Here is a 26825-nt window from a genome sequence, read left to right as displayed (position 1 = left end):
ATTTGAAAATGTTTTGTACGCTGTATCAATAAGGTACGTGTTAAGCGTACATCTGATTCTTGGCGTACAGGGAAGGGCTGATGACGTCCATGAATTGCTGCGGCGCGCGCAGTCTTCGTCATCGGGGACGGGCGGTGGAGGCTGTCTACGCCTGTGTTGGCGCCGGCAAATACTCGGGGGCGCACAATTGTGTCTCAAGCACGAATCGGTACGCTCGCCTCTCGGCAGTTTCAGGCGCGATGCCATGCAACGCTATGGCGTCATTCATTGTCTTGCCCTTTAAAACGGGTTGGAACGCGTGGAGGGCGATCGAGGGGCACCCGCGCAGCCTGATCTAACCATCGAACTGCGCCTGAAACCTGACCGGGGAGTCTTGCCCACTATAGTAGAAGCTTGGCACGGCGGCCGTTTCGCACATAACCCGGTATGTGATCAAAGTAGGGCGCGCCGGCACAACTCGCCCCGATTTTGGCAAAATTTGCCAAACCTGTTAGAGCGGTTCGCAGGGGCGCCATAAACGTTTCCCTCCCCGTCTGGAACAACAGCTCCGGCGAGTCAAATGTGATGTGTTCGCCCCACGGCTTCGCCGTTCATCGCGGCGACAGAGCGTGCGTTAAGGGCGTCGTGCGAAGCCAGCCCGAGGGTGACTGTCTTCATGATGTTGCTCCGGCTGGCGTGGGAGTGACCCGGCTCAGCGATCATGCAGGACAAGCGCCGCAGTGTGAACGCACCCCCCTATCTGACCAACGGCCCTGTTGGGGCACTGCACATCAATGAAGTCACAGCTTCCAGAACGTCCCCAACCGGTTTTGAAGGTTTCAAAACTGGCAAAGCGTACCTCCGCAGAGTTGTTGGGGTCCTTGTAGTACAGATTGTCGCCGACAATACCGGCCACGACCACGGCATGCGCCGAGTCCACCGCCATAGTGGACACCTCAACACGGTTGTCGAGAGGAATCATGGTTGACGGACCACTCCGTACTCTGCGGTTTTCCCGGCTTGACCAGACATCGCCCGACGCATAGAAGGGGCCAGTGGCTCGTAGCTTGGCTTCAACGCTCGCCAGCGTGCAGTCGGCCAGTGCAAGTGTGCCGCTGACAAAGACGCCGGGCATGAAGGTGTCCAGCAGATAATGGCGGCTCATGCTGTTGGCTGCCGACATATGATCGCGGGCTCGAATGATTGCCTGTTGCTCACGCCGGGCCTTGGCCAGATCGATGCCTAGCGCACGCTCCAGGATAGTGATGCTTTTGCGCCGCTCGTGATCGCTGAACACTCCGGGGGGCATGGCGTAGGCCCGTTCTACGTTGGTAATCAGCTGGCTATGCTGGCTCAACGTCGCGCCCAGTCGGCCACGTAGCCAATCAAGGTCTTCGCTGGGATCACCTCCCAATTGCGAGTCGGCACTGAGTTCACTGATGACCTTGCGCATCTCATGCAGCCCTTTCCATTGCTGCTCGAAGGCGGCAGTGCTGCGCAGGTTGTGCAAGGTCACCAGCATTTTCGCCGCGTAATACCAGCATGTCGGACCTTTCTGGATAAAATTGTTGCTGGTTGCCGTACGAGGTAGGTTGAATAGAAGTGCCATGCGTTTATCTCCCAAGCAGCAAGATTTCAACGTGGAATAAATTCGCGTGCGATTCTCGCAATGGGCCGCCGTTGGTCCACAGGTGGGTAAGAGTTGCCATCGTTTCGCCGTGAAGGCTCGGCCTCACCACCGTCATGTTGCGTCCCCAACCAAAGATGTTTCCCGTTCCGTCGATCATGACGCAGCCAATATCGTGGCCGCCGGCTTCTCCAGAATGGGTGCTATGGCCAGCATCATCAGGATTGCATCGCTTAAAGGTGTCGGTCGATAGCCCGACGGCGTACCGGTGAAGTCTGGTATTGCGGTCAATGCTGGTGGCGTGTATTCACGCGCCAGTTGGCTGATCATGTCACTGACTTCGGTGCAGACCATGGGCGAAACCACCACCTTGCCATCGAGCCTGTTGGGAATTAGCCAGGTATTGGCCATGACCACCCGGTTGCTCGCACTGGACGCTACCCACACGCGTGCGTTGTCGCAATGCTGCCGTTACGCAGCAGATTCAACGGTGATGTACGAAGCAGTGGCATGGAAGTTCCAAAGGAATATTGTGCGGACGTCACGAAGGGCTAGGGCACGAGGACGGTCATCTGGCTCGGCTGTACGACCTTGATCATGCCCGCCCACATGCAGACAAGCGTAGCGTTCGCATCGAGCGCGGGCATCGAGCCGATCAAAACCGTGGGCGCTCCGCCTGGAATCCATGGCGCGGAGGTGGCGGGCACGCATGGCATGGGCGTTAAAACCCCAAGCGCTGCGGCAGTCGCCGCGATCACCGCTGGATTTGACGGACTCATGCACATCGCGAAGGGCGCGATGTTCAGAATCGGCGCATTGTCCATGATCGTGGCTGCCGGCATGCCACCTGCCATCACGCGATTCACTGGCAGGACATTGAGCACGCCAGGCGCCGCACCGAACGAGCATTGAAGCATCGCGCCCGAGCAAACCTGCGGACAACTCATGAATTCCTCCCGTTGAATTTCGCCTGCATCAAGCAGTCCGATTCGATGGCTGGCCAGTGCCCGTAGCCTGGCCGTCCCACCATTGCTTCCAGCGCGACACCGGTTTGCCGTTTGCGCCAATCACGCGGCCATCGTCGCTATATCGCTCCGCGCGTTCGAGTGGTTTTCCGCTCGCATACGGCTGCCTCAGCGCAAGCTGCCCGTTCGGATGAAAGCGTTGCATCAGACCCTGCAATTTGCCGTGCCGATAGTGAGCCTCTTCAAGCAGGGTGCCGTCCACGAGCCACGTCCGGCACGTGCCGTGCAACTGACCTTGGGCGTAGTGTGCTTCGCGCTGAAGACGGCCATCGGGAAAGTAAAAGCGTGCCTTTCCTTCCATCTTGCCCGTGTGGTGATGAACTTCCGCCGATGGCGTGCCTTCCGTATTGAAGTACGTCGCTGCGCCGTGCAGCACTCCGCGTTCGTAACGCATGATCGCCGTGATATGGCCTTCTGTCTCCACGCGCACGGTGCCATGCAATGCGCCTCCAAGCGTCGTGCCCGCGACGCGTGCATCGTCGCGTTCAATGGTAATCGGCTGGAGTTTTTCCATCGCGTGTCCTCAATTGAGCTTGACGATGCCGCCCTTGACGGTGAGCATCGCGCCGCCGTCAACGGTCTGCTCGACGCTGCCTTTGTTCGTCAGGCTTTGTGCCTCGTTCGACAGGGTGCCGCTCGACTTGTTGGTGAGTGCCGTGCCGGCTTCGTTAGTCAGTGAAGTCGCGGCGTGGTGCGTCATCGACGCATCGCTTTTCGCCGCATATGAACCGGTGCTTTGAATGGACAACGAGCCGCCCACCTTGATGGTGAGATTGCCGTCGATCGTCAGTGTCATATCGCCCGTCACAGTTTGCTTGAGCGCGCCGCCTACCGTGCGTGTTTCATCGCCGCCAGCTTTGACCGTGCGCGTGCCTTTTACGTCGATGGTTTCGCCGCCGGTCTGCACCGTCATGCTGCGATTACCCTTTTCGATCGTGAGCGTGTCGTCGCTTTCCTGGATCGTATGGCTGCGCGCATTTTTCACGGTGCGGGTTTCGTCGTGTCCAATCGTTGCGATCGCATCGTTCAGTACATTGACGTTGAGATTTTTTTGCGCTTGCAAGAAGACTTCTTCGCTATCTTTCTTGTCCTCGAAACGCAACTCATTGAAACCTGCGCCGCCCGGCGAGCTATTGCTTTTCAGGCCAGATTGCGTCTGATTATCCGGCAGCGCATAGGGCGGCAGATTCGCACCGTTATAGACGCTGCTGGTGATCAGCGGCCGGTCGGCGTCGCCGTCGATAAAGCTCACAACCACTTCGTCGCCGATGCGCGGCATGAACTGCATGCCAAAGCCCTTGCTCGCCCACGGTTGCGCGACGCGAATCCAGCATGAACTCTGCTCGTCGAGCTTGCCTTCGCGGTCCCAATGGAACTGCACTTTTACCCGTCCGTACTGGTCGGTCCACAGTTCCTCGCCGCTTTTGCCGACGACAGTGGCCGTCTGTGTCGGCATGAACGGGCGGCGCGTGGTGCGTGGCGCGCGGTAATTGACCGAAGCTGGAAAGGCTTCAAACCGGTTGCGATAGCTAGTGTGGTCGGCTTCATGCACGACGCTGGCCACAACCCATTCGATATTCGCGTCCGACGATTCATGGCCCGACAACGTAAATCGATAGCCCGGCGTGAGTACGCGGCAGTCGCTTTCGCCGGTGAGCAGGCGCGTGCTCGTGCGCAAGGCGTCCACGCGTTGTTTGGCGAGCGACGAAGCATCGTCGCTGGTCGCGAAGCGGCCCGGATATTCGTACACGGCAAGGTCGTTCTGCACGGACTGCGCCTGCGAATACAGTTGTGCGGATGGCGTTTGCCATGCGTAATCGCCGTGGGAAAAAGTCCCGGCTGCGGTTTGTTCGACGATTTCGCAATAGAGAATCTGGCCGCTTTCACGCCAGTTGCCAGCGTGACCCGCGAGCGGGGCGCAACTCAGTGTGGCTGCGCCCGGCAGCGTCGCAAAAGCGTCGTTGTTATCGGCAATCACGAGCGTGTGCACGCCGTCCTGATGGCGAAAAAAGTAGAACCAGCCCTCTTCTTCGCACAGGCGACTCACAAACGCGAAGTCGCTTTCACCGTATTGCACACACCATTCGCGCGCGATGGGCGTGCCGGTGAGCGACAACGTGTAGTCCGTCATGCTGTGGCCTGCGAACACCGCCTCGATGATCTGCGAGGCTGTCTTGTTCTGGAACACGCGGTTGTTCTGCGCCAGTGTGAGCAGCCAGAGCCACGAGCGCAGCGTCAATGCAAAATGGCTCGCGTCCACAGTGGAGGGCAGTTGCGCGGCGCGCGTGCAGACTGCATCGACAAGACGCGCGTTCTCGCCCCACGCAAACTTCAACGTCGCGTGCTGACCGGGCATGCCGCCAGGCGCGGGCGGCGGCATCGCGCCCAGCGCACGTACGCTTATTTCTGCGGGCGCGCCGATGCACTCGTCCACCGTGGCCTGTGCGGCGAACAGGCCGGTGAAGGCACTGCCGCCCAGTTCGATGCGCGTATCGGTGTCGGTCAGGGTCGGTCGGTCCATGAGCAAGAAAGAGAGCGTGTTGAGGAGATCGTCGAGTGTGCGTAGGTCATTCGAGCGCCCATTGGGCCAGCGTGCCGACAAGCTCGTTCATCAGCACATTGTCGATTTCGCGTGCGCCCGAGCCACGGCAACGCGCGAGCACGGCGTCGATGATTCCGGCATCGAACGCAAACTGCTTGCCGGTTGCATCGCGATAACGTACGCGCAACTGCTCAAGCTTCTTTTCGATGATGATGCGCACGGCCGAATCGTCGAGCGCGACGTAGGGTACGGCGGTCATGCGTGCGAGAAACGCCGGACGAAACGCGTGCAGCAACGTTTCGCGCAACTCGCGGTTGAAAGTTTCGCTGGCGAGCGCGCTGGCGGGCGTCTTCAGCATCAATTCGGCGCCGACGTTGCTGGTTGCCAGAATCACGGTATTGCGGAAATCGACCACAAGACCCGTGCCATCTTCCATCACGCCTTTGTCGAATACGTTGTAGAACGCTTCGAGCACGTCGGTGTGGGCTTTTTCGATTTCGTCGAGCAGCACGACGCTGTACGGTCGGCGCCGCACGGCTTCGGTCAGGACGCCGCCCGCCGCGTGCCCCACATAACCGGGCGGTGCGCCGCGCAACTGCGAAACTGTGTGCGCTTCCTGATAGGCCGCGAGATCGATCACGATGAGATTGCGCTCGCCGCCATAGAGCGCGTCGGCGAGCGCATAGGCCGTTTCGGTTTTGCCCACGCCAGTCGGGCCGACCAGCAGGAACACGCCAACCGGGCGCTGCGGGTCGGCCAGGCCCGCGCGCCACGCGCGTATGCGTCGCGCTATGCGCTCGAGCGCCGCGTCCTGCCCGACGATGCGCTGCGCAAGCCGCGTTTCCAGCGTGCGAACGGCGTGCATTTCATCGGCGAGCATTTTGCCTACCGGGATGCCGGTCCAGCCGGCGATGACCGCAGCCACAGTCTTCGAATCGACGCACACCGGTACCATGGGATCGTCGTCGCGGATTGCGTCGAGCCCGCTTTCGAGGCGTGCGAGTTCGGCGGCGAGATCTTCGAGCGCATCGGCGCTCTCATCGGCGGCGGGTTGGGGCGTTGGGCGACGTGACTCGTTCAAATCATGCGCGGCCAGCCGCGCGCGCACCGCGAGAATCTCGCGCACCGCAGCCGCTTCGTCATGCCAGCGGGTTTCCAGCTCGCGCACCCGCGCCGCGTTGCGCGTGTGTTCCGCTTCGAGCGCGGCGACACGCTGCGTGTGGTGCGCGCCCAGCACCATTTCAGCCCGCAGACGCAATAGCTCGTCGCGCAATGCGCGCTCGCGCTGGCGCGCGCTTTCGAGTTGCACCGGGACGTCGTGCTGCGCGAGCGCGACGCGTGCACAGGCTGTGTCGAGCACGGCGATCGCTTTGTCAGGTAGTTGGCGATCCGAAATATATCGATGCGAGAGCTTCACCGCATCGACGATCGCAGCGTCGAGCAGCGTCACGCCGTGATGGGCCTCGAAGCGCGGCGCCAGCGCACGCAGCATGCCGATGGCAGTGGCTTCGTCAGGCGCTTCGATCTGCACGAGCTGGAAGCGCCGTGCGAGCGCCGGATCGCGTTCGAAATACTTCTTGTATTCGAGCCATGTAGTCGCGGCGATCGTGCGCAATTCGCCGCGTGCGAGCGCGGGTTTGAGCAGGTTTGCCGCGTCGCTGCCGCCTTCCGCACCGCCGGCGCCGATCATCGTGTGCGCTTCGTCGATAAAGAGAATCACCGGCGCGGGCGCGCGTCGTACTTCGTCGATCACGGCGCGCAGGCGGTGCTCGAACTCGCCCTTGACGCTCGCACCCGCCTGCAGCAGCGCGAGATCGAGCACGCGCAGCGTGACGCCCGCGAGCGGTGGCGGCACGTCGCCCGCCGCGATGCGCAGCGCGAGACCCTCGACGATCGCCGTCTTGCCCACGCCTGGCGCGCCCACCAGCAGCGGATTGTTCTGTCGCCGCCGCAGCAGGATATCGACGGCCAGGCGGATTTCGGCGGTGCGTCCGACAATCGGGTCGATGCGTCCCGCGCGTGCTTCGCTGGTCAGGTCGATGGTGTACTGATCGAGCACGGAGCGGGCGGGCGACTCCTGCGCGCGCGGAGTTCCGCCTGTGGACGTGTCCGGCAACGGAGCGGCGCTCGCGGGCGAGGCGGGCACATTGGCAGCATTCGACGGTATCCATGCGGCGAGATTGCTGCGCAACGATGCGCTGGCCACACGCAATAGCGAAGGCGCGCCTAGCGTCGTGCGTGCGCGCAGGTGTTCATTATCGAGCAGGGCGATCAGCAGCACGGCGGCACTGACATTCGGGCGTTGCAGGACCACATTGGCTTGCACGAGCGCGTCTTGCAGCCACACCAGAAGATCGGGCGAGAGCGTGGGCGTGCCTTGATTGCCGCGCGGCTGGCGGGCGAGTGCGCTGTGCAGCTCGGCAATCGGCGCAGTGCGTTCAAGCCCGAAATGCGGCAGTACGGCGGCCAGTTCGCCGTTCGGTGTTTCCAGCAGCGCGGCGAGCCAGTGCTCGATCTCGACGATAAAATGCGTCTCGCGCAGGCAGTGGTGCGTTGCCCGTTCGAGTGCGTCGCGTGGCTCGCGCTCGAGGCGCGCCATCAGCGTCTTGAGATCCATCGTCAGCCCGGCGCTGCATTGGCGGAACGCACTGCCGCTGCGGGAGCAAGGCGCGTGAGTCGCGCAGGCGCGGTGTCTCCCGCACCCGCCCAGGCGGTCCAGCCGAGCCGCGGCGGCGCCGCGCGTGACAGGTGGGCTGTCGCGAGTTGTCCCGCAGCGAGTCGCAATTCGACGTGCACGTAAAGCTCGGCGCCGAACCAGGCATCGGCTAGCGCCTGGAATGCGCCGTGCGAGTCGCCGCCTGGCAGGAACGCTTCATACTGCGCGCGCGCAAGCGGCCCGATCGTCACGCGGATGCCGCGATGTTCGTCCCACACGCGCGTGCCCACAATCGCCCCCGCGCCCAGCGTGCGGTTGCGGCCCGCATGGCCGACCGTCGTGCGGCTCGCAGCCGGCAGGGCGCGCCAGCCGCCGACAAACGGCGTCGAGCGCGCATCGATATCGAAGTGATGGCGCAGCATGGCGTCGAAGCCCGCGAGCGAGCGGCGCTGGTTGGCAAACATGCCGGCGCGCGCAAGGACAGCGCGCAGGAGGGTGCCACGCTCGGAGCGATTGCCAGAGTCGCTGTCGTTATCAGCGGTTTGAGCCTCGACTGTCGGCGTTTCGTCGTCGCGATGCCAGGCGAGTCCGGTGATCGCGCGCAGCACGGGATCGGCGGCGCGCTGCGAGTGAAGCGGATACGGATCGGCGCTGCGGTACTTGCGCTGGGCGCGATAGAGCAAGGCGAGCAGACGGTGCTGGAACAGATCGAGGAAGGCGAGCGCCGAGGTGTCCTTGCGGCGCAGGCGGTCCTGTATCCACTCCTGCCAGGCGCCCGGCAGCGGGCCGTTCGGGCCGCCCAGCGCGAACGCGTTCACCTGGAGTTGTGGCAGGGAATCGGCATCAGGCGAGCAATGAGGCTCGCGAGCATCGTCGTCGAGCGCCAGCGAGCGCGGCGCGCGTGCGCGCAGCGGTCCGATCGCACTGGCCGGGAACACGGGCGAGAGCGTGCCGCTGAGCATCAGCGCTTCGCGGCGCGGATCGAGCCCGGTGCCGAGCGGCGTCGCATCCGGGCTCAGCAGTTCGAGCAGACGTATGGCCTGTGCGAACTCGAACGCGTGCGGCTGCGCGTAAAGCTGCTGCGCTAGAGTACGAGCGGGCTGCCCGTCATCGGCCGCCATAGATGGATCTCCTTGCCGTCGCGCACGAGCGCGGTCTGGACAAAACGGTTGACGCTCGCGTAGAGCGAGAAGAAGTGGGCGAGTACGCCGGAAAACAGCACAGGACTCGCTCCGACGAAACCTTCGCGTCCCAGTTCGAGCCGCACGCCCAGCCCGTTGCGCCAGCCGCGCCAACGGTCCTCCCCGACATGAGCGACCACCGGCTCTCCCGCAAGCGCGTGGATGCCCGCGATCTGCCGCTGCGCCGCCGCGCTCGCGCCGAGGTTGTGCAGCACCAGCATCTCGCGCAGCGTCTGTACGGCGTGCGGGCCTTCGACCAGCGACACATGGTTGAGCATCAACTGCGAGATCAAACGCCAGCGCGAGCTGCCGTCGAGTGTTGCATTAATCTGCCGCGTGGGCCGATGGGCGATGCGCACGGCGGCCACCGGACCCGGCACTTCGAACGACAGCAGCGCGCCCGGCTCTAACGCCTGAGCCAGTTCGCGGTTGGTGCAGAGCAGATCGGCGGTCAGCGTGCGCGCGGGCGCATCGGATGGATCGAAACGCGTATCGACGAAGGTCAGCATCATGTCGCTGCCCGGGCGGCTTGCGTGCAGGCCGCTCACGCGGCGCGCGTGCCAGTAGACGCTCGACGCGTCGCCGTGATGCGCGCCGTACCAGGGCGCCACCTCCGCGACTTCGCGTCCGTTTACGCTGCGCAGCGCGCGCACCGCGTAGATTTCCGTGCTCGCTTCGCGGTGCGCGTCTGGGCTGATGCGATGCTCGCGTTGCGTGGCGTCGGGACGCACCGGCTCGGAGGTGCGGGCGAACAGATTGATCGCCGGCGCGCAGCCGAGTGCGAAATCTTCCGCCTGCACGGTGAGCCGACCCTCGGGCGCGACCGTGAAGCCGATCAGCAGATCGATCGCGCCGCTCTGGCTGCCCTCCAGTTTTTGCGGGGCGAACGGCAGATCGAAAAATGCGAATTTCTCGGGAAAGGCGAAATATTCGACCAGCAGACGGCAGGCCGGATGCGCACCGTCTTCGCGCGGCAGCAGCGCGTGTTCTTCTTCGAAACCTAGCGGCTGCGGGCGGCCGTGTTGGCGCTGCATGCGGCCGTCGGGGTCCATCAGCCACAGCGCCTCGGTGTGGGCCGCGAGCAGATCGTAGAGCGCGGCGACGTTCACGGGCGAGCCGGCCAGGCGCACGCGCAGGCGCTCGATGGGCAGAGCGCCTGGCGCAACCGCGCCGGTTGAGCGCACGCTCAGGCGCAGCGCGGATTGCAGCCGCGCGTCGCCGGTCAGCGCCTGGCTTTCCTCGGCGTCGAGCACTTGTGCATCGGCGATGGCGAGTGGCCACAGCGTGACGTCCATGGCCGTGCGCCAGTGGATCGTGTAACCGTTCGCATCGATATGCGTGAGCGGCGTCGCGCGCGGCACGGCATAACCGCTCGCGAGACTGCCCTGTGTCGCATCCGGTTCGAACTGCACGATAGTCATCGACGGCACGGGCCGCGATGCATAGGGGTAAAGCTGTTCGAGCAGCCCGTCGGTGAGCGTCGAGTATTCGTCGTCGAGCGTGCGCTGGATACGCGCGGTCAGGACCGCGAAACTCTCTATGAGGCGTTCGACGTGCGGATCGGCGCATTCGCCCGGACCGAGTTCGAGCCGGCGCGCGATCTTGGGATAACGCGCGGCGAAACCTTCGCTCGCGCGCCGCAAATACGTCAATTCGCGCTGGTAGTAATCGAGCAGCAGCGGATCGATGGAGTCATTCATCGACGATTCCGGGCGTGTGGCTGTCGGCGTCGAAACGCACGATAAAGCGGGCGGGTTGCTGCGCGCCGTCATGCCCGCGCAGCAACCCGCCGATGCGCAGACACAGGCGCCAGGGGGCGTCGGCGTCGGGCTCGATGGTCACGCGCGGTGCGGCGAGGCGCGGCTCGAACGCGCGGATGGCCTGCGCCACTTCACGTTCGAGCGTGCTGCGGTCGCCCGCGCGCGCCGCGCTCAGCGCGCTCCAGTCGGGCAGGCCGTAGTGCAGGACGTCTGCGGCGCCGGGCTTGCTGCGGCCGCGCCGCGTGTTGAGCAGACGCAGCAGTTCGGCGCGCACCGAATCGCGCAGGCCCTGGGCGTCGAGCAGGCGCGCCGCCATGGGGTCCGTGCGCTCGTGCGCGTCGAACGGCGCATCGTCGGCGAGACGCTCGAACAGCGGCATCGGCGCGACAAAAGCGGGCAGGCGCAGTGGCGGCATCGGGTGGCGTGCTTATTGCGCGCTTACTTCGCGAGCTTGTTGGCGGCCATGTCCCACGTGGAGGCGGCGGTGCCTTCCTTCGAGCCGTCGTCCTTCTGCGTGGTCATTTCCCACTTGATTTTCGTGAAATTCAGCGAGAGCGTTTCGACCGGCTTGCCTCCCGCGCCGCCCGACACGCTCACGTTGCTGATGATCACGTTGGTCAGCGTGTAGGTGATGAACGGCATGATCTTGCCGTCGCTCTCCGCCGCGTTGCGGCCCACGATGACCGTTGCCGTGGCGATCGCCTTGCCGCCGCAGCAGTATTCGTTGAGCGTGGGCGTGGCCACGTCGATAAACTTCGTCACGGTGAATTCACCGACGTGCGGCTTGCCCGAGGTGCGCTCGGAGTTGCTTACGTCGTTGGTGACCTGCATCGCGACATTGTGGCTGTACGACATCAGCTCGATCTTGTCGGTATAGCCTTCGATCGTGCTTTCGCCTTTGATGTCGCTGCCGAGATCGAGAATGATCGAATCCATGTTTCAGGGCTCCTGAAGCGTGTGTGAGCGCGCGCGCCGTATGAGGCGCGCGTCGTCGTCAATGGGGAGTGCGCAAGGCGGCGGATGCGCCGCCCGCGGATTACGCCGCAGCCGGCGGCGGCAGGCTCGCAACGAGCCGGATCGAAGCGGTCAGTTCCTCGAGCTGGAAGTGCGGGCGCAGGAACACCGTCGCGCGATACGCGCCGGGTTTGCCCGGCACTTCCGTCACGTCGATGCGCGCTTCACGCAGCGGATATTGCGCCTTGATTTCCTGCGGCGCGTTATCGTTCACGAGCACGTAATCGGCGATCCAGGTATTCAGGTACGCGCGCACGTTGTCGCGCGTCATGAAGCTGCCGACCTTGTCGCGCATGATCACCTTGATGTAGTGCGCGAAACGCGAAGCCGCGAGCACGTACGGCAGCATGGCCGAAATGCGCGCGTTGGCGTTGGCCTCCGCCGTATTGTAGGTGGTCGGGCGGTTCGCCGTCTGGCCGCCGAAGAACACGGCAAGCCCTTCGTTCTTCTTGTGCACGAGCGCGATGAAACCGAGCGCGTCCAGTTCCTTTTCGCGGCGATCGGTGATCGCCACTTCGGTCGGGCACTTCATGGCCTTGTCGCCCGCGGCGGTCTGGAAGATGTGGTCGGGCAGTTTCTCCACTGCGCCGCCGCCTTCCACGCCGCGAATCGCAGCGCACCAGCTATGCTGCGCGAACGCGTTGGTGACGCGCTGGCCCAGAGCGTAGGCCGCATTGCCCCAGAGGTATCTCGCGTGATCGGTGCCGTCCACGTCTTCGACGAAGTCCATGCCTTCGACGGGATTGCTGATCGGATGATAGGGGCGGCGCATCAGGATATGCGGCAGCGTGAGCGCTACATAACGCGAATCCTCGCTCTTGCGGAATTCACGCCAGCGTGCCATGTCGATGGTTTCGAACACCTTCGAGAGATCGCGCGGCACGCCCAGTTCCGTGAAGCTGGCCATGTCGAACAACTGTGCGTGCGCGGCCGAAATGAACGGCGCGTGCGCGGCTGCGGCCACCGCCGCCAGCTTTTCGAGCAGGCTGATGTCAGGCGTCTGGCGCGTGAAATAGTAATCGCCGATCAGCACGCTGAACGGATGGCCGCCGAACGTGCCGTATTCCTCTTCGTAGATCTTCTTGAAGAGCGCGCTCGTATCGACATCGACCGCTTTTTCCAGATCGTTCTGCAGGTCTTTTTTCGATGCGTCGAGCAGGCGAAGCTTCAGGCGCGAGCTGGTTTCCGAATTCTTCACCAGATAATGCAGGCCGCGCCACGACGATTCGAGCGCCTGGAACTCGGGGTGATGCAAGACCTTGTTGAGCTGCTTGCTGATCAGCTCGTCGATCAGCTTGATTTGATGGTTGATCGCCGCGACGGTGTCGCGGCTGACCGTCATTTCCTTGTCGAGCACCTGCAGCGCGAACTCGGCCAGAAGTTCGCGCGCGTGTTTCTGCTGTTCTTCGTCGTGGGCCATGCGGCCTTCGTGCACGATCTGGTCGAGCAGGGTGAGCGGTGCCGCCTGCGCCGCAGGAGCGGCAGCCTGGATATCGGACATGATGTTTTCCTTGGGACGGTGGCTCAGGCGGCCGGCTGGTCGCCGGACGGCTCCGGATTGCTCTCGGAATTCGCGCCGGGGGCGGCGTCGGGCTTCGCCTCGGGCGAGGGCAATTGCGCCACAGGTGCTTCGCCCGGATGGGCGGCGCGGATCTCAGCGAGCCCCTGCGTGTTGTGCACGACGTCCTGCAGCAGTTTGTCGAGTTCGTCGTTGCCGTCGAGCTTGGTGAGCAGGTCGCGCAGGCGCAAGCGGGCGTCGTACAGCTGCTTGAGCGGTGCGATCTGCTGCACGAGGGCGACCGGATCGAAATCGTCGATGTTCTTGAAATTGAGCTCGACGTTCATCTTGCTGCCGTCCGTGGCTAGCGTATTGTCGACCTGCAGCGCAAGACGCGGCGAGATCGATTTCATGACGTCGTTGAAATTGTCACGATCGATATCGACGAAGCGGCGCTCCGTCATTTTCGGCAAGGTCTTGTTGCCCGAAAGATCGGCCATTACGCCAACCACGAGCGGCAGTTCCTTCTTTTCGATTGCATTGCCGGTTTCGACGTCGTACGTGATCTGCACACGCGGCGGACGGTTGCGTTCGAACCAGTGTTGAGTGCTGTCTGACATGGTCACCTCGGCGGCTCTTTCGTTATGGTGCGTAAATGGACGCAATGGATTCGAATCGTTCTGTCATGCCAAATAAATCAAAAAGAGCACATCGCACGTGAATCCAGTAGCCTGATTGCGTTATTCAGGCTGCATTTTCTTGACGCGATTCTCCGGGGCGCGCGCAAAGCCTTTCGTTATGCTGACTGATTGAGGGCGGTTGAGCGGGACGCGGTAGACAGACGGACAGGAATTTAGGCGAGTAAACAAAAAAACTCAAACAGTATTTACCGCGCATAAATTGAAAGCGTTTCATATTTTTTAAACACGCTTTATTGCAAATGCACATAAAAAATTCGCTATTGCGCGAGGCGTATTGGCGCTTGTAGACTACGCGCGGCGCACGAACCGAAACGCGTGTCTGTGCGATGCATAACGATTAGAAATACAAACGATTCAAAGATCCCGGCCTGGTCGGGCATAGGGCCGAAAGCATTTTTTCGCTCATCGATGGGGTTCGCCGAGTGAATTTCACGTTTTCCTTGCGCATGGATTCAAGCCGGGTTCGTAGCGCCTTCTGGTCGCTCGTTCTGGCGCTTTGCGCATGGCTGGCGGGATGCGGCGCCTTGCCGAAAGTCGATGTCGATACGCTCGCCATCGCCGTGACGAGCGAAGCCAACATCGATACGCCGATCGCCGTCGATGCTGTACTCGTTCGTAGCCCTCAGCTCCTCGATGCCTTGCTCGCCTTGCCGTCGGCCAAATGGTTCGATCAGCGCGAACAATGGCTGCGCGATCATCCAAAAGATCTCAGTGTGATTTCCTATGAAGTCGTGCCGGGGCAGCAGATTGCGCCCGCGCCATTCGCTTTCGGCGGCAAACGCGCAGCCGGCGTCGTGATCTTCGCCGGCTACCAGACGCCGGGCGCGCATCGTGTGCGGCTCGACGCCGGACCGTCGAACGCGCTGCTCGTGCTCGGCGATCAGGACCTGAGCGTCCAGCCCGCGCATTGACGGCCCTGGCCCGCCGACCACCCGCTGCCTATTCTCCACATGCACACTACGTTTCCCGATGCGGTTTGCTGGTCCGACGGCATGCCGCTTTTGCCGCAACATTTCCAGATGCAGGCCCTGCACGCGGCTGGTCATGCCGCCTTACTCGCGAGTGCGGCCCGTCCGTATTACTGGGGCGTGCTGGCGATCGCCCACGAAGCGGCCGGACTCGCGCAGGGCAAGGTGCGCATCAGTGCGCTGGAGGCGATTCTCGCGGACGGACTCGCGATTCGTCACACGCGCAACGACCCGGTGCTGGAAATCGACGTGCGCGAGGTGTTCAAGGCGCCCGATGAAATCGTGACGATCTATCTGGCGGTGCCGCCGCTGTATCGCGGTGGCAAGCTCGATGCGGGCGCCGCGCGTTTCGCACAGCGCGAGGCGGACGATGTGCCGGATCTGTCGTCGAAGGGCGAGCCTGCGTCGATTACGACGTGGTTTCCGCGCCTGCATTTGATGACTGATCTGGGCCGCCACGAAGTCGATCGTCTGCCGCTCATGCGCGTGAAGCAGCAGGGCGGCGGCGTCGTGCTCGCCGACTATATGCCGCCGGGGCCGTTCGTCCTCGCGGGCTCGCTGCTCGGGCAGCGTGTGATGCGCATGCTGCGCCGCGCGCGCGACAAGTGCGTGTTCCTTGCGGGCCGTTTGCAGGCCGCGCAACGCGCCGAAGATCACGACGATGTCGCGCAGATCGAGCGGCAACTCGCGGCGATCTGGAGCCGTTTGCCGGAAGTCGAGGCGATGGCCGCGTCGGACATCGCCCATCCGCTCGAACTCTATCGGACGATCGCGGGCATGAGTGGCGCACTCGCCGCATTGCGGCCCGCGCGCGGCGTGCCCGCGTTCGCGCCGTTCGACTATCGGGATCTGCTGGTGACGTTCGATCCGCTGCTCGAATGGATCGACGAGGCGCTGTCGACGATACGCCAGGGCTATCGGGTGCGCGCGTTCAGCGAACAGGGCGGCAGCTTCTGGGCCGATCCGCCGTTCGATGGCGCGGGCACGACGGTACGCGAAGTCGTGATCGGTCTGCGTATGCCGCGCGACGCCACCGAGCACGACGCCAATCTGTGGCTCGATCAGGCGGTCGTGGCGTCGCGTCCGTATGTGCACACGCTCGCGCGCCAGCGCATGCGCGGACTTGCGCGCCGCCGTCTCGCGCGCGAGGAGCGCGCGGCCTACGCGACCGGCGACGATACCGTGCTCTACGCTGTCTCGCTCGACGACGACTGGTTCGATCGCACGCAGCCTTTATGTATTGAATTGCGCGCAGTAGTGGGGCGTGCGCCGTGGGCTGTGCAGTTGTTCATGCGCGTCGAAGAAGCCGCCGACGGCGCCGAAACGGGAGCAGGGATTGTCTGAAGCCGCCGACAGCAACATCCAGCGCTCGCCGCTTTCGCGCGCGTTCGTGGGCGCGTTCATGCAGGCGCAGACCGCGCGCTCGCGCATCGCGGCGCAGTTCGCCGTCGCGAAGCTTGATGTCGACGAAATTGCGGCCTTCGATGCAGCGAATGAAAGCGCAGATGACGCCGTAGCCATGCATGACGATGCGCAGGCCGATATCGCGAATGCGCTGCCCGCCAGCGCGCAGGGCGGCGATATCGCTGATTTGCTGGCCACGCAACTCCAGACTGTGACGCGCAAGCTCGCGCGCGATGCGATGGCATGGACAGGCGCGGCGGGCGAAGCCGACATCGCCGCCGCACAGTTCGCGTTCGTGGCGCTGCTCGACGAACTACTGGTGTTCTCCGACTGGCCCGGCGCGAGCGCGTGGGAAGCGCAGCCGCTCGAAGCCCGCATCTTCGGAACGCGTTCCGCGGGCGAGCGCGTGCCCGACGCCATCGAGACGCTGCTCGCCCAACGCGATCCCGGCCGCCGCGATCTCGCGAATGTCTATCTCGCGTGTCTCGAACTCGGCTTCAAGGGCAAGCTGCGCGGCGAGACGGGCGCGATGCGCCTCGATCAGCTTCGTCATGCGCTGTTCGGTTTCGCGATGCAGCGCGATCCCGATCCCGCGCGCATTGCAACGCCGCTTGACGAAGCGGCGCTGCCGCCGCGCGAACCACGCATGCTCACGCAGATGTTTCCCGACCGTGCGCGGTTTGTGCTGCTGGTGCTGGGCGGATGCGCGGCGCTGCTCGGTGCCTCTCATGCGATCTGGTGGTATGAGACTGCGCCCGTGCGCGTGGCGCTTGCGCAGTTCGAGGGGGTATCGGTGGCGGAAGCGCAATCGACGGACTCCCGCGCTTCCGGCTCAGTCGCGCCAGGCGTTGCGCCGCCCGCCGGAAACAATGGAAACAGCGGCAATATCGGTAATGGCAGCGGCGCAGCACGAGGCACGGCAACGCCCGTTTCTCCGATCTCGCCCGGTGGAAATCCGGCACAGCCGCTCAATACGGTATTCAGCGGCGCAGTGATGCCGTTGCGCGTGTCCGTTGAAACGCCGTTAGGCCCGCAGGCGCTTGCCACAGACACGGGAGCGCGACCGTGACCACGACATTGATCGCCGTATTGCTTGCGCTGATCGCGCTGCTGGTTGTCGGCCTCGTGGTGGCGGGGATCCTGCGTTGGCGGCGCACGCGTGACGAGCGCAAGCCGCTACGAACCTTCAGCGCGGCGATGCGGGCCGCACACGCGGCTATGGGCGTGCGCGATATCTATTCGATTCCGCGTGTGCTCGCGACCGGCTCGCCGGCTGCGCTCGATGCGCTGGCACGCGGCTGGCGGCTCTCGGGTTCCGGCGAGCCCGGCTGGTTCGGGCGTATCTGGCACGACGCCGAAGGCATTCTGATTACCGAGCCCGGCAACACACTTGGCGCGGCGGCGCAACGCCAGCGCGGCAACTGGGCGCGTCTTGCCCGTGCGCTGCTGCGCGCGCGAGCGGGGCGTCCGCTCGATGCGCTACTCTGGGCGATTCCCTATGACGCGCTGCTCGACGAAAGCGGCAACCCGCACGCCGACAGCAATGCCGCGCTCGACGCGTCACGCACGCTGGTCGCCCTGCAGCGTCAGTTTGGCCAGTTGCTGCCGGTTTATATCGTCGTGACGGGGTGCGACGCGCTGCCGGGTTTCGAAGCGTTGGGCGAGCGCCTCAAGCGCGCGCGCATCGACGCGGCGCTTGGCTGGGCCTCGCCCTATGGACCGAAGCGCAGCTTCGAACGTAGCTGGATCGACGATGCGTTTGTCGCGATGCGCCGTGCGCTGGCCACAACGATTACGGAACTCGGCACGCTCGATGGCGCGCTCGATCCCGATCAATTTCTCTTGCCGCAGCGGCTCAACGCATTGCGCGAGCCGCTGCGCGAATGGATCGAACCGGCCTTGCGCGGGGCCGCCGACGGCACTGCGCCGTCGCTGCGTGGCATCTGGTGCGTGGGCGCGGTGCCGCAGGCGGACAGTGCGCCGGTTTTCACGCTCGATATGGCGCAATCCGCGCCCAGCGTCACGCGCGGCGTGCCGGCGTTCGCTGCGTGCCTCTGGCATGACGTGCTGATGCCCGGTCAGGGACTCGTGCAGGCGATTCCGCGCGTGCTGGCGCTGCGCATGCGCCGCCATCGTTTCGCCACCTGGGGCGCGCTTGTGCTGGGCTGCTGCTGGCTTATCGGCGTGGCGGTGGCGGGTTGGCAGGTGCGCGGCGATGCACGTGCGCTGGCCAACGGGTATGACACGCTCACGACCGCCCGCGCAGCGTGGCGGGAATCGGATCACGGCGATGCGGCGGCGTCGCGCACGTTAGCGAGTGTCGCCGATACCTTCGTGCGCGTGCCGCACTGGCATCTCTCGACGCCCTTCATGCCGCTCTCGTACTTCACGATGCATCGCCGACTCGAAGATGCCCAGCGTCACGTGTTGCGCGGCCTCGTCTTCACGCCGCTGCGCGAACGGCTCGTGGCGCGGCTCGGTCAGCTTGGCTGCACGACGGCGGCCGATACGGCATCGGCGGGCGTACGGCGTCCGCAGGATCTGCCGCTCTACGCCGCCGGCACGCAGCTTGTGACGAACACGGCGCAGATCGAGCGGCTCGTCGCGCGTTACAACACGCTCGTCGATGCGGGCTCCGGCAACGCGATCATGCTCGCGCAACTCGTGCACGAGGCAGTGGGCGTAAAGTTTTCGCCCGAGCATGTGGCCGATCGCGCGGGGCTCGACGAAGCCGTGCGCGAGACCGGCGGCGAAGGCGGCGAGCTGCCGTTCGATGCGCCGCTTGCGCTGGCGGCGCGTCAGCGCGCGAGCGTGTGTTTCGAAGACACGTTCGACCGCTGGTTCGATCAGATCTATCTGGATTCGGCGCTGACGACCAACGCCGCACAGATCCAGACGACGCTCAACGACATGAAGGCGCCGGGCGCGACGCCCACGCCCGAAGTGTTGTCGGGTCTAGCGGCGAACATCGACGTGCTCGCGGCTCAGGTCGATACCGCCGATCACGGTTGGGCCGGCGCACGCGGACAGGAACTGGTGCCGGGCATGAGCGCCATGTTCGATACGGCGAAGCAACTGAACCTGATTGGCGCGGCCCCGGTTGCGGCGGTGCTCGGCCACGAGCAGCAGGAGCAGAGCGCGTTCGCGGCGCGCTGGCTCGCGAGCGGCAACCTGCCTGGCGTGTTGAGTTCGAATTCGGCGAACGGTCTGCAACTGGCCGCCGATCTGCTGCCGCTGCGCGACGCGCTGCGCACGTTGCTGGGACAGTCTTTCGTGGCTGAGGCAGGCGGTGCGGCGGAAATTCGCAACGTCGATAACGCCGCGCTGCAGCGTTCGCTCGCTGTGCTGCCCGCGTATCGCCAGTATGTTGCCGGGCCGCTTGCGCAGGCGCCCGAAACCTGGCGCGGCGCGCTGCTTTCGGCGGCCGGTAATGCCGCTGTACGCAGCATGGTGATGGCGCTCTCGGCGCAGACGCAGTCCGGAGCGCCGCGTGATGTGTCGTTCACGGTCGGCAACCAGGCGCCGGGTTTCGACGCGCTGCGCAAGAGCGCGCTCGACCTGATCGAAGCCTTCGATTCGCTGGGCCGCCCGGATCTCGCGCAGAGCGTGGCACTGCGCGTGAGCGACGCCGCAATCGGCGTGCTGAAAAGCGGCGACGCGCAACTGCAGACGCTCGCGCCATTTCGCCCGGTGCGTGGCGACTTCTCCGACTGGAACGGCAACACGGGCGGCGCGACGCGGGCCTATGGCGCGGCTTCGCCCGACGAGTTGCGTGCGTATCTGAACGCGCAGTCAGGCGCGATCGCGGATGCAGCGGGCACGGCGGCCGGCGCGCTCGACTGGCTCGCGAGCCAGAATCCGCCGCTCGACGCGGCCGACGCGCGGCTCGTCGCGCGCTGGAAAGCGCTGTACGCCGATCTCGCGCAATACCGCGCTAAAAGCCCGGCGAGCGCGCTGGTGGCGGTGCCGGCCATTGTCGCGAATCAGCTCGACAAGATGGACCTCAACACGTGTGGTGCAATGCTTGCGCATGTGGATGTGCCCGATGGCGCGGACATTGTCTCGGGCGCGGGCGAGAGACTGGTGGCGTCGGCACGCGAGCGCTGCTTCCATCTGCAGATCGGCACGGGTATGACGGCGTATGACCAGTTGCGCACGTTCTTCGCGCGCAATTTGGCGGGCCGCTTCCCGTTTTCCGCAGATGCCGATGCGCCCGCCGCCGATCTGCGCCAGACGGCTGCATTCGTGGCGATGCTCGACGCCAGTCTCGCCGATGCGCAACGCGGCATGAGCGCGGCCGTCTCCACGGGGCGCGCGCCGATGGACGCGCAGCAGTTCCTCGACACGCTCGCGCACGCGAAACCGTGGCTCGATGCGCTGGTCGCGCGTGGGCCGGATGGGCGTTATACGGGTTTGCAGGTCGCGGTGGACTGGCGTGTAGATCGCGGCGAAGAGTCGGGCGCGGATCAGGTGATCGAATGGTCGCTTGCGAGCGGTGCGCAGACGCTGGGTTATCCGTCGACGGACGCTACGCCGTTGCGCTGGTCGCCTGGCACGCCTGCCGCGCTCACGCTGCGCTGGGCGAAGAATTCTTCTTGGCAGCCGATGCAGGACGGCGCGCAGCCGACCTTGACGACTGACGGGCGGGCGGCAACCTGGAGCGTGGGCGACAGCTGGGCGTTGCTGCGGCTGATGCGCCTGCATGCAGGCGGGGTGTCGGGCGCGGACGGTTCTGCGTCGCGCATGCAGTTGAGCGTACCGGTGCACGACGGCCATGGCGCGAATCAGACGGCGCGCATGTATATGCGCGTGACCTTCCTCGCCAACGGCAAGACGCCACTCGATTTTCCCGATCTGCCGTATACGGCGCCCGGCATGCAGCCACGCGCGATGATGACGACGCGCATGACGGGCTACCCGGCGCGACAATTCAATCTCGCAGCGGGGCAGGAATGAGTTTCTTCTTCGATATCGAAACCTTGTTGCAGCCGATCCCGGGCGACGAGCCTTGCGGCGTGTCGTTGCTGCATGATCCGGCTCTCGAGGCGATCAAGGCCGCGCGGCGGGAGGACGATCCGTCCCTTCCGCAGGGCGTGTGGCAGACTGAACTCAAGATCGCGGACTGGGCTGCCGTGGAGGCACGTTGCGTTGATCTGTTGACCCGCAAGAGCAAGGATCTGATGGTGGCCGCATGGCTGGCCGAGGCTTGGCTGCGTCAGTGCGGATGGGACGCGCTGCCTGCGGGCGTCGGCTTGATAACGTCGTTGTGCGAGCGGTATTGGGACACGTTGCATCCTTTGCCCAGCGACGGAGACTGGGAATATCGGGCCGCGCCAATCGCGTGGATCGCCGGGCAGTTTCCCGGCTTGCTAGCGGGCCGTATCGGCTTGTGTGAGGGCGGGGACATTGGCGCGATCACACTCGCGCAGTACGAAAGCGCTCAACGTGCGGCGATCGCGCTTGCTGAACGCAAAGACGTACCTGCTGCGCGGCGCGAGGAAGCCAAACGCGAGGCCGACGCGATGACCGCCGCCGTCTGCAAGGCCTCGCCTGAGGCGCTGCAGGTGCGGCTGCGTGCGATCGACACGGCATTGGAGATTTCCCTTCGCTTTGACGCGTGGCTTACGTCGAGTCTCGAATGCGATGCGCCTTCGTTTCATGCGCTTGTGGACGTATCAGGTCGTGCACGACATCAGATCATGGAGTGGTTGCAGATGCATCCAGGATGGCAGGACATGAATCGCCCGAATAATGCTATCGACAGCACATCTGCGGCTGATCTGACGACCTCCGGTACGGTGGAGGGGCGAATTCCACAGATGGCGACTCGCCTGCAGTCACGCGAACTCGCTTATCAGCAGCTTGCGATCATCGGCGAATTTCTACTGCAGTATGAGCCGCATAGCCCCGTTCCATACATGATTCAGCGTGCGCTCGAATGGGGGGCAATGCCTTTACCTGAGCTATTGCGTCAACTGACCGAAGAGGGCCGAGGACGTGCACTGGGTGTCGCATTGGGGCTGCTGCCTCAGGAGGGTTGAGCGGCGAGCCGCATCTGCCTGCCCATCTGCGTCGTGCACGATAGGCGAAAAGTTTTAAAAGCCGCTACGCAAAAAACAGCAGTAAGCCTACACATATTCGCGAGAAAAGAGCTGATGGCAACCCGTAAAATCCCGGCGAACCCGGCAGCGGGCGGGCGAACCCGAAAGCAGAGCATCAGGAGAGAACTGATCACACATGCTTATACGCCGGTACGAACATACGGACCGTGCCCTCACACTATGCCGCCCGGGCAGGTGATATGTACCGGAGGTACATCCATGACGGCTTTACTTGGCCCAGATCTTGGAGACGGGCAAAGGCGAGGTTCGCCAACCAATGCGACCAGCCTGCAGCCGTTGATGGGCTTGCTCAATGCGAACAGCGTCAAGCGATGGAAGGCTGGACATCTTCTCAACGCCGAATTCGGCGGCAGCGGCATCGATGATGAGAACCTGACGCCATTGACCACTGCTGCCAATAACGCACACCGGGTGTTCGAAGGGCATATCAAGCGCATGCTGCTGCTTTGCAATCAGATTGATCGGGCCTATCAGGACTATGACGATTGGTATGGCGTTCTCTACGTTGTCACGGTATCGCCGCTTCAATATGCCGTTGCCCCGGCAGCCATCGATATGCATAGCTACGCATATTCGCACCTCACTTTGGATTACCGTTTTGTCAAACTTCCGAAATTTCCGGTAGCGGGTCCGGTGGGGCCTTATCCGTACGATGCGCCAGCACCGCCGAACATCAGCACTCCAATTTCGCTAGGACCGGCCGATCCACGCCTGATCGATCTTCAGGCCGTGGTAAGGCCGACGTTCGCGCCAAGTGTGAATATTGTCAACTGGGTGGTCGGAGCCGGAGGTATTCAGTTCAGCGTGGAAATCCATAACGAGCCTTAGCAGGTTTTTGAAAAGCGCGCCATCATGATGATCGAACCTATGTTCAGGACATTTGCGCGTGCGATTTCCTGCTGAATTGCCGGTTCGCCGCGAAATCTGCGCGGGGCATGCGCACGCATGCAGCCCTTCTGGCGCGCAGTCTTCACGCCGTGGCGGCTCATCGCGCTGCTCCTTGCTGCACCACCTGGCATTCGGGCCATGCGGTTCAGATTGCTCGCAACCATCGTCAGCTTGAAGTGCTGGTCGACGCGCCGGATGCCGTGATAGACCGACTGCCGGATACGACCGACCGTTTTGCCCCAGCCGAAATGCTCTTCGATTCGTTTGCGGATGATCTGGCTAATCCGGTAGCCCGCATGCGCGAAGTGCGACCTTCGATTGCGCTGCCGCCCCAACGCTCATCATTGCGCGCGACATGTGGTGTCACGTTGCGGGCGCGGCAATCGTTCACGAAGTCGCGGGTGTCATACGCCTTGTCGGCACCGACTGTCTTCGTATGTGTGCCTCGCACGCAATCGAGCAATCATAATTGGACGAATCAGCCAACAGCAGCCGGACGCCCTTCAGCACATCCGAGTGATTTCACGTGAGTCTCGGTATATTAATTCCTTATGCGAATCGTATCGGGTGTTGATGTTGTTCCACTCGTTACATCATGTTCTCCCCGGAGCTGCGACCTTCCATGTTCCAGTTGGCCATAAGGCTGGAATTGTCCGCGAGTTAAGATTAAAGGAAATATTTTCCGAAATCGTAATTGGATAAACGGCGCGCGAATTACGTTTTACCGGAATGGGATTGGAAGTGTTTTCCTACTGGATTGAATTGCTTGAATCGTCTTCAGTATTACATTAATCTGTCACACTGATTTTGAAGAGAAAATTTCAAACTTCAATAATTCATATCGCATAAAGCAGAAAGGGGATGGGGGATGAGTGCGCTGGATATCGTGAGCGCGATGCAGGGTGGATTGCTTCAGCAGGATCGACTCCTCAGACTGGATACGCCTCTCGGCGACGATGTACTGCTACCGCAACGGGCAGCGGGCTGCTCGCGGATTGGCCGCCATTTTGACTTCGCTCTTGATGTCCTGACAACGCGCGGCGACCTTAAGCTCAAGAAACTGATCGGACAATCCGTCACCCTTTGGATTCAACAGGCAGACCGATCTTATCTTCCACGAAACGGTTACGTCTACACCGTGCGCAGGCTGGGTGCAGAAGGTGGACTCAGCAGCTACCAGATCCAATTCGCGTCGTGGATGCACTTCCTGAAATTTCGTCGCGACCAACGAGTCTGGCAGGACAAGGCCGTCGACCAGATTCTGGCGGATGTATTCAGTGCACATCCGCAGGCGCAAGCTCGATTCAGCTTCTCGCTATCCAAACCGCTACCGCCACGATCATATTGCGTGCAATACGAAGACGACTGGAACTTCGTTCATCGGTTGATGGAAGAGGAAGGTCTGTTCGGCATCTGGAAACAGGCCGACGACGGTAAATCCCATTCGCTGATGATCGTGGATCGTCTGGCCGCCTGTGAGCCGCTCGATACGCGAACGGTCCAATTTTCCCGCAACAGCACAAATAGCGAGGTCGATGGGCTGGTTCATTGGTCCGGACTGAGATCGCTTCACAGTGCGACCCTCACGACCCGAACATTCGACTACAAGAACCCTTCGCCTCTTGCCAATCCCAAGGCCACCAGTATTCCGACGCTGTCGCATGAGTTGCCAGACGAGTTGGAGATCTACGAGTACACGGGTCCTTATACCTATCTTGAGCAGGATCGTGGGGATCACCTTAACAAACTCCGGATGGAGGAATGGGAGTCGCGCGCAAAGCGGTTCTATGAGACTGGCGGTCTGCGCGATGTCGATGCGGGTCGATGGTTTCAACTTGTAGGGCACCCGGAACACGATCGGGAGTCTGACGAGCGCAATGAATTCGCGGTCATTGAGACTGTATGGCTGATTGAAAACAACCTGCCGGGTTCCGAACATCACGGGGATCTTCCACATAGTTTGAAAGCACGGCTAGCAGAAGCCAAAGTGGCGCTCTCGGGCCAGTCAGTTGCGGGTACTACGCACTTCGATGGATCCCAGGGGCTGTTTCTGATTGAAATCGAGGCCCAACGTAAATCGGTGCCTTTTCACAGCCCCTTCGAACACCAGAAGCCAGTCATGCAGATGCAGACGGCGACGGTCGTAGGGCCGCAGGGACAACCCGTCTACACCGACGAGCTCGGGCGCGTGAAGGTACAGTTCCACTGGGATCGGATCGGGCAGCGTACCGAGAGCAGTTCGTGCTGGGTCCGGGTGAGTCACCCGTGGGCGGGTCAGGGCTTCGGGATGATCCATGTACCCCGGATCGGGGATGAAGTCGTCGTGTCGTTTCTCAATGGATCGGCTGACCGGCCATTGATCACCGGGCGCGTGGCAAACGGCACCAACTTCGTCCAGTGGAAATTGCCGGATAACCAGGCACTCTCCGGAATGCGTTCCCGTGATCTGGCTGGGGCGCAGGCAAACCATTTTGTGCCTGACGACACGCCAGGAAAACTTCAGGCGCAGGTATCGAGCGACCATGAGGAGTCGCGACTCGTCGTCGGGTACGACACACGTATTGACGGCAATGCTGGCCGTGCTGAGGCGCGTGGAACCGGATGGGAACTCGCGACCAATTCACGGGGCGTCCTGCGTGCGAACAGCGGGATGCTGGTGACGACGAAGGGGCGCTCCGGTGCTGCCGCTGCCGCAAAAGATATGTCCGAGACGGTCGATCGCCTCGCGAAGGCGCAGCAGCTGCACGACGCGCTGACGAAGGTTGCCCAGCAGAGCGAGGCGCAGGATGCTGATGGCCATCAGGCCGACATCGTCAGCACGATTGCGGCGCAGAACGAACAGATCAAGGGCTCGGGCGCGAGTAGCAGCGACGCATTTCCGGAATTGTCGCAGCCCCATCTGGTGATCGATGGCAAGTCGGGTGTCGAAATCACGACGCCCGCGACCGTTCATGTCGCGTCCCAGCAGGCCGCGATCACAACGGAAGGTCATATCGGCATTGCGAGCGGACGCGGCTTCTTCGCGACGGTGCGTGACACGCTTCGCCTTTTCGCGCAGACAGGACCGATGCACCTTGTATCTGCCGCAGGCGATATCGTAATGAATGCGATGACGAAGTCAATTGTGCCCCGTGCGCAGAAGCAGATCCTGCTGGAGAGTGAAGAGATCCTGCTGCGCGCACACAAATTTCGCGTCGAAGTTAACGGAAGTTTCTTCAACCTGGATGCGAGTGGGGTGATGAGCGGGACCACAGGAAAATTTACAGCGTATGCGGCGGCGCACGAATTGCCAGGGCCGAAAGACCAGATGGTCGATCTTTCTCCGAAGAAGGTCTGTATCGAGTGCATTCTTAAGGCGGCGCGCAGCGGGTCCGCCTTGGTGCTTCGTTGATCCGCAGCGCGCGCTCGTTATGACCGATCGACTCTCGCGATACCAGCGTCTTGCTACCCATCTGGCTGC

The 26825-nt window shown here is 63.0% G+C and carries 19 protein-coding genes and 1 pseudogene; 7 read left to right on the top strand and 13 right to left on the bottom strand.

The genetic code is table 11. The annotated features are described in order from the left end of the window. Nucleotides 1–691: 691 nt before the first annotated feature. The 12 genes from U5A67_RS10510 to tssB form a co-directional block, all read right to left on the bottom strand. Nucleotides 692–1588 (bottom strand): hypothetical protein, encoded by an 897-nt coding sequence (locus U5A67_RS10510; protein WP_321813927.1) that lies wholly within the window; start codon nt 1586–1588, stop codon nt 692–694. Between the two features lie 174 nt (nt 1589–1762). Beyond that, on the bottom strand, nt 1763–2017 hold the full coding sequence (locus U5A67_RS10505) for a hypothetical protein (RefSeq protein WP_321813926.1): 255 nt from the start codon (nt 2015–2017) through the stop codon (nt 1763–1765). Nucleotides 2018–2157: 140 nt separating this feature from the next. Then, entirely contained in the window at nt 2158–2553 is a 396-nt protein-coding gene (locus U5A67_RS10500; protein WP_321813925.1) for a DUF4280 domain-containing protein, read from the bottom strand. 28 nt (nt 2554–2581) lie between these two features. Continuing rightward, nucleotides 2582–3145, bottom strand: a complete 564-nt coding sequence (locus U5A67_RS10495; protein ID WP_321813924.1) for a hypothetical protein — start codon at nt 3143–3145, stop codon at nt 2582–2584. A gap of 9 nt (nt 3146–3154) precedes the next feature. Further along, entirely contained in the window at nt 3155–5152 is a 1998-nt protein-coding gene (locus U5A67_RS10490; RefSeq protein WP_321813923.1) for a type VI secretion system Vgr family protein, read from the bottom strand. A gap of 46 nt (nt 5153–5198) precedes the next feature. Next, on the bottom strand, nt 5199–7790 hold the full coding sequence (gene tssH, locus U5A67_RS10485; protein WP_321813922.1) for a type VI secretion system ATPase TssH: 2592 nt from the start codon (nt 7788–7790) through the stop codon (nt 5199–5201). 2 nt (nt 7791–7792) lie between these two features. Beyond that, nucleotides 7793–8950 carry a type VI secretion system baseplate subunit TssG gene (gene tssG, locus U5A67_RS10480; RefSeq protein ID WP_321813921.1) on the bottom strand — a complete coding sequence of 386 codons (1158 nt, stop codon included), beginning with the start codon at nt 8948–8950 and terminating at the stop codon, nt 7793–7795. Next, nucleotides 8914–10710: a type VI secretion system baseplate subunit TssF gene (gene tssF / locus U5A67_RS10475; protein ID WP_321813920.1), complete on the bottom strand. Its 1797-nt coding sequence runs from the start codon at nt 10708–10710 to the stop codon at nt 8914–8916. Before tssF ends, tssG begins: the two co-directional genes overlap by 37 nt. After that, entirely contained in the window at nt 10703–11185 is a 483-nt protein-coding gene (tssE, locus tag U5A67_RS10470; protein ID WP_321813919.1) for a type VI secretion system baseplate subunit TssE, read from the bottom strand. The genes tssF and tssE overlap by 8 nt, the downstream gene beginning before the upstream one ends. Before the next feature lie 23 nt (nt 11186–11208). Further along, a complete protein-coding gene (locus U5A67_RS10465; RefSeq protein ID WP_205981944.1) occupies nt 11209–11706 on the bottom strand; it encodes an Hcp family type VI secretion system effector in 498 nt (165 codons plus the stop codon). A 100-nt stretch (nt 11707–11806) separates the two neighbouring features. Further along, complete coding sequence (gene tssC, locus U5A67_RS10460) at nt 11807–13285, bottom strand: type VI secretion system contractile sheath large subunit (RefSeq protein ID WP_321813918.1); 1479 nt, start codon at nt 13283–13285, stop codon at nt 11807–11809. A gap of 23 nt (nt 13286–13308) precedes the next feature. Next, nucleotides 13309–13902: a type VI secretion system contractile sheath small subunit gene (tssB, locus tag U5A67_RS10455; RefSeq protein ID WP_321813917.1), complete on the bottom strand. Its 594-nt coding sequence runs from the start codon at nt 13900–13902 to the stop codon at nt 13309–13311. 527 nt (nt 13903–14429) lie between these two features. Between tssB and U5A67_RS10450 the strand changes: the two genes are divergently transcribed. The 6 genes from U5A67_RS10450 (at nt 14430) to U5A67_RS10425 (ending at nt 23305) form a co-directional block, all read left to right on the top strand. After that, nucleotides 14430–14894 carry a hypothetical protein gene (locus U5A67_RS10450; RefSeq protein WP_321813916.1) on the top strand — a complete coding sequence of 155 codons (465 nt, stop codon included), beginning with the start codon at nt 14430–14432 and terminating at the stop codon, nt 14892–14894. 39 nt (nt 14895–14933) lie between these two features. Next, nucleotides 14934–16295 (top strand): type VI secretion system baseplate subunit TssK, encoded by a 1362-nt coding sequence (gene tssK, locus U5A67_RS10445; RefSeq protein WP_205981940.1) that lies wholly within the window; start codon nt 14934–14936, stop codon nt 16293–16295. Continuing rightward, nucleotides 16288–17424, top strand: coding sequence for a DotU family type IV/VI secretion system protein (locus U5A67_RS10440; protein WP_321813915.1), 1137 nt, complete (start codon nt 16288–16290; stop codon nt 17422–17424). Before tssK ends, U5A67_RS10440 begins: the two co-directional genes overlap by 8 nt. After that, on the top strand, nt 17421–21311 hold the full coding sequence (locus tag U5A67_RS10435) for a type VI secretion system protein (protein ID WP_321813914.1): 3891 nt from the start codon (nt 17421–17423) through the stop codon (nt 21309–21311). Before U5A67_RS10440 ends, U5A67_RS10435 begins: the two co-directional genes overlap by 4 nt. Continuing rightward, nucleotides 21308–22396 carry a type VI secretion system protein TssA gene (gene tssA, locus U5A67_RS10430; protein WP_321813913.1) on the top strand — a complete coding sequence of 363 codons (1089 nt, stop codon included), beginning with the start codon at nt 21308–21310 and terminating at the stop codon, nt 22394–22396. Before U5A67_RS10435 ends, tssA begins: the two co-directional genes overlap by 4 nt. A gap of 279 nt (nt 22397–22675) precedes the next feature. Further along, nucleotides 22676–23305: a hypothetical protein gene (locus tag U5A67_RS10425; protein ID WP_321813912.1), complete on the top strand. Its 630-nt coding sequence runs from the start codon at nt 22676–22678 to the stop codon at nt 23303–23305. Nucleotides 23306–23493: 188 nt separating this feature from the next. Here U5A67_RS10425 and U5A67_RS10420 read toward each other — a convergent pair. After that, nucleotides 23494–23828, bottom strand: a pseudogene (locus U5A67_RS10420) (transposase); the annotation flags it as partial. A gap of 405 nt (nt 23829–24233) precedes the next feature. Here U5A67_RS10420 and U5A67_RS10415 point away from each other — a divergent pair. After that, nucleotides 24234–26756, top strand: coding sequence for a type VI secretion system Vgr family protein (locus U5A67_RS10415; protein ID WP_321813911.1), 2523 nt, complete (start codon nt 24234–24236; stop codon nt 26754–26756). The last annotated feature ends 69 nt before the right edge of the window (nt 26757–26825 follow it).

The sequence above is a fragment of the Paraburkholderia sp. J69-1 genome, assembly GCF_905220255.1.
In the GTDB taxonomy this organism is placed as follows: Bacteria; Pseudomonadota; Gammaproteobacteria; order Burkholderiales; family Burkholderiaceae; genus Paraburkholderia.
The sequence above is the reverse complement of the archived record's forward strand: the minus strand, read 5'-3'. Positions and strand labels throughout refer to the sequence as shown.

What these genes read in the sequence shown, in the direction of transcription:
- U5A67_RS10510 (WP_321813927.1), bottom strand. Translation starts at nt 1,588, where the DNA reads ATGGCACTTCTATTCAACCTACCTCGTACGGCAACCAGCAACAATTTT.
- U5A67_RS10505 (WP_321813926.1), bottom strand. Translation starts at nt 2,017, where the DNA reads ATGGCCAATACCTGGCTAATTCCCAACAGGCTCGATGGCAAGGTGGTG.
- U5A67_RS10500 (WP_321813925.1), bottom strand. Translation starts at nt 2,553, where the DNA reads ATGAGTTGTCCGCAGGTTTGCTCGGGCGCGATGCTTCAATGCTCGTTC.
- U5A67_RS10495 (WP_321813924.1), bottom strand. Translation starts at nt 3,145, where the DNA reads ATGGAAAAACTCCAGCCGATTACCATTGAACGCGACGATGCACGCGTC.
- U5A67_RS10490 (WP_321813923.1), bottom strand. Translation starts at nt 5,152, where the DNA reads ATGGACCGACCGACCCTGACCGACACCGATACGCGCATCGAACTGGGC.
- tssH (WP_321813922.1), bottom strand. Translation starts at nt 7,790, where the DNA reads ATGGATCTCAAGACGCTGATGGCGCGCCTCGAGCGCGAGCCACGCGAC.
- tssG (WP_321813921.1), bottom strand. Translation starts at nt 8,950, where the DNA reads ATGGCGGCCGATGACGGGCAGCCCGCTCGTACTCTAGCGCAGCAGCTT.
- tssF (WP_321813920.1), bottom strand. Translation starts at nt 10,710, where the DNA reads ATGAATGACTCCATCGATCCGCTGCTGCTCGATTACTACCAGCGCGAA.
- tssE (WP_321813919.1), bottom strand. Translation starts at nt 11,185, where the DNA reads ATGCCGCCACTGCGCCTGCCCGCTTTTGTCGCGCCGATGCCGCTGTTC.
- U5A67_RS10465 (WP_205981944.1), bottom strand. Translation starts at nt 11,706, where the DNA reads ATGGATTCGATCATTCTCGATCTCGGCAGCGACATCAAAGGCGAAAGC.
- tssC (WP_321813918.1), bottom strand. Translation starts at nt 13,285, where the DNA reads ATGTCCGATATCCAGGCTGCCGCTCCTGCGGCGCAGGCGGCACCGCTC.
- tssB (WP_321813917.1), bottom strand. Translation starts at nt 13,902, where the DNA reads ATGTCAGACAGCACTCAACACTGGTTCGAACGCAACCGTCCGCCGCGT.
- U5A67_RS10450 (WP_321813916.1), top strand. Translation starts at nt 14,430, where the DNA reads ATGGATTCAAGCCGGGTTCGTAGCGCCTTCTGGTCGCTCGTTCTGGCG.
- tssK (WP_205981940.1), top strand. Translation starts at nt 14,934, where the DNA reads ATGCACACTACGTTTCCCGATGCGGTTTGCTGGTCCGACGGCATGCCG.
- tssA (WP_321813913.1), top strand. Translation starts at nt 21,308, where the DNA reads ATGAGTTTCTTCTTCGATATCGAAACCTTGTTGCAGCCGATCCCGGGC.
- U5A67_RS10425 (WP_321813912.1), top strand. Translation starts at nt 22,676, where the DNA reads ATGACGGCTTTACTTGGCCCAGATCTTGGAGACGGGCAAAGGCGAGGT.
- U5A67_RS10415 (WP_321813911.1), top strand. Translation starts at nt 24,234, where the DNA reads ATGAGTGCGCTGGATATCGTGAGCGCGATGCAGGGTGGATTGCTTCAG.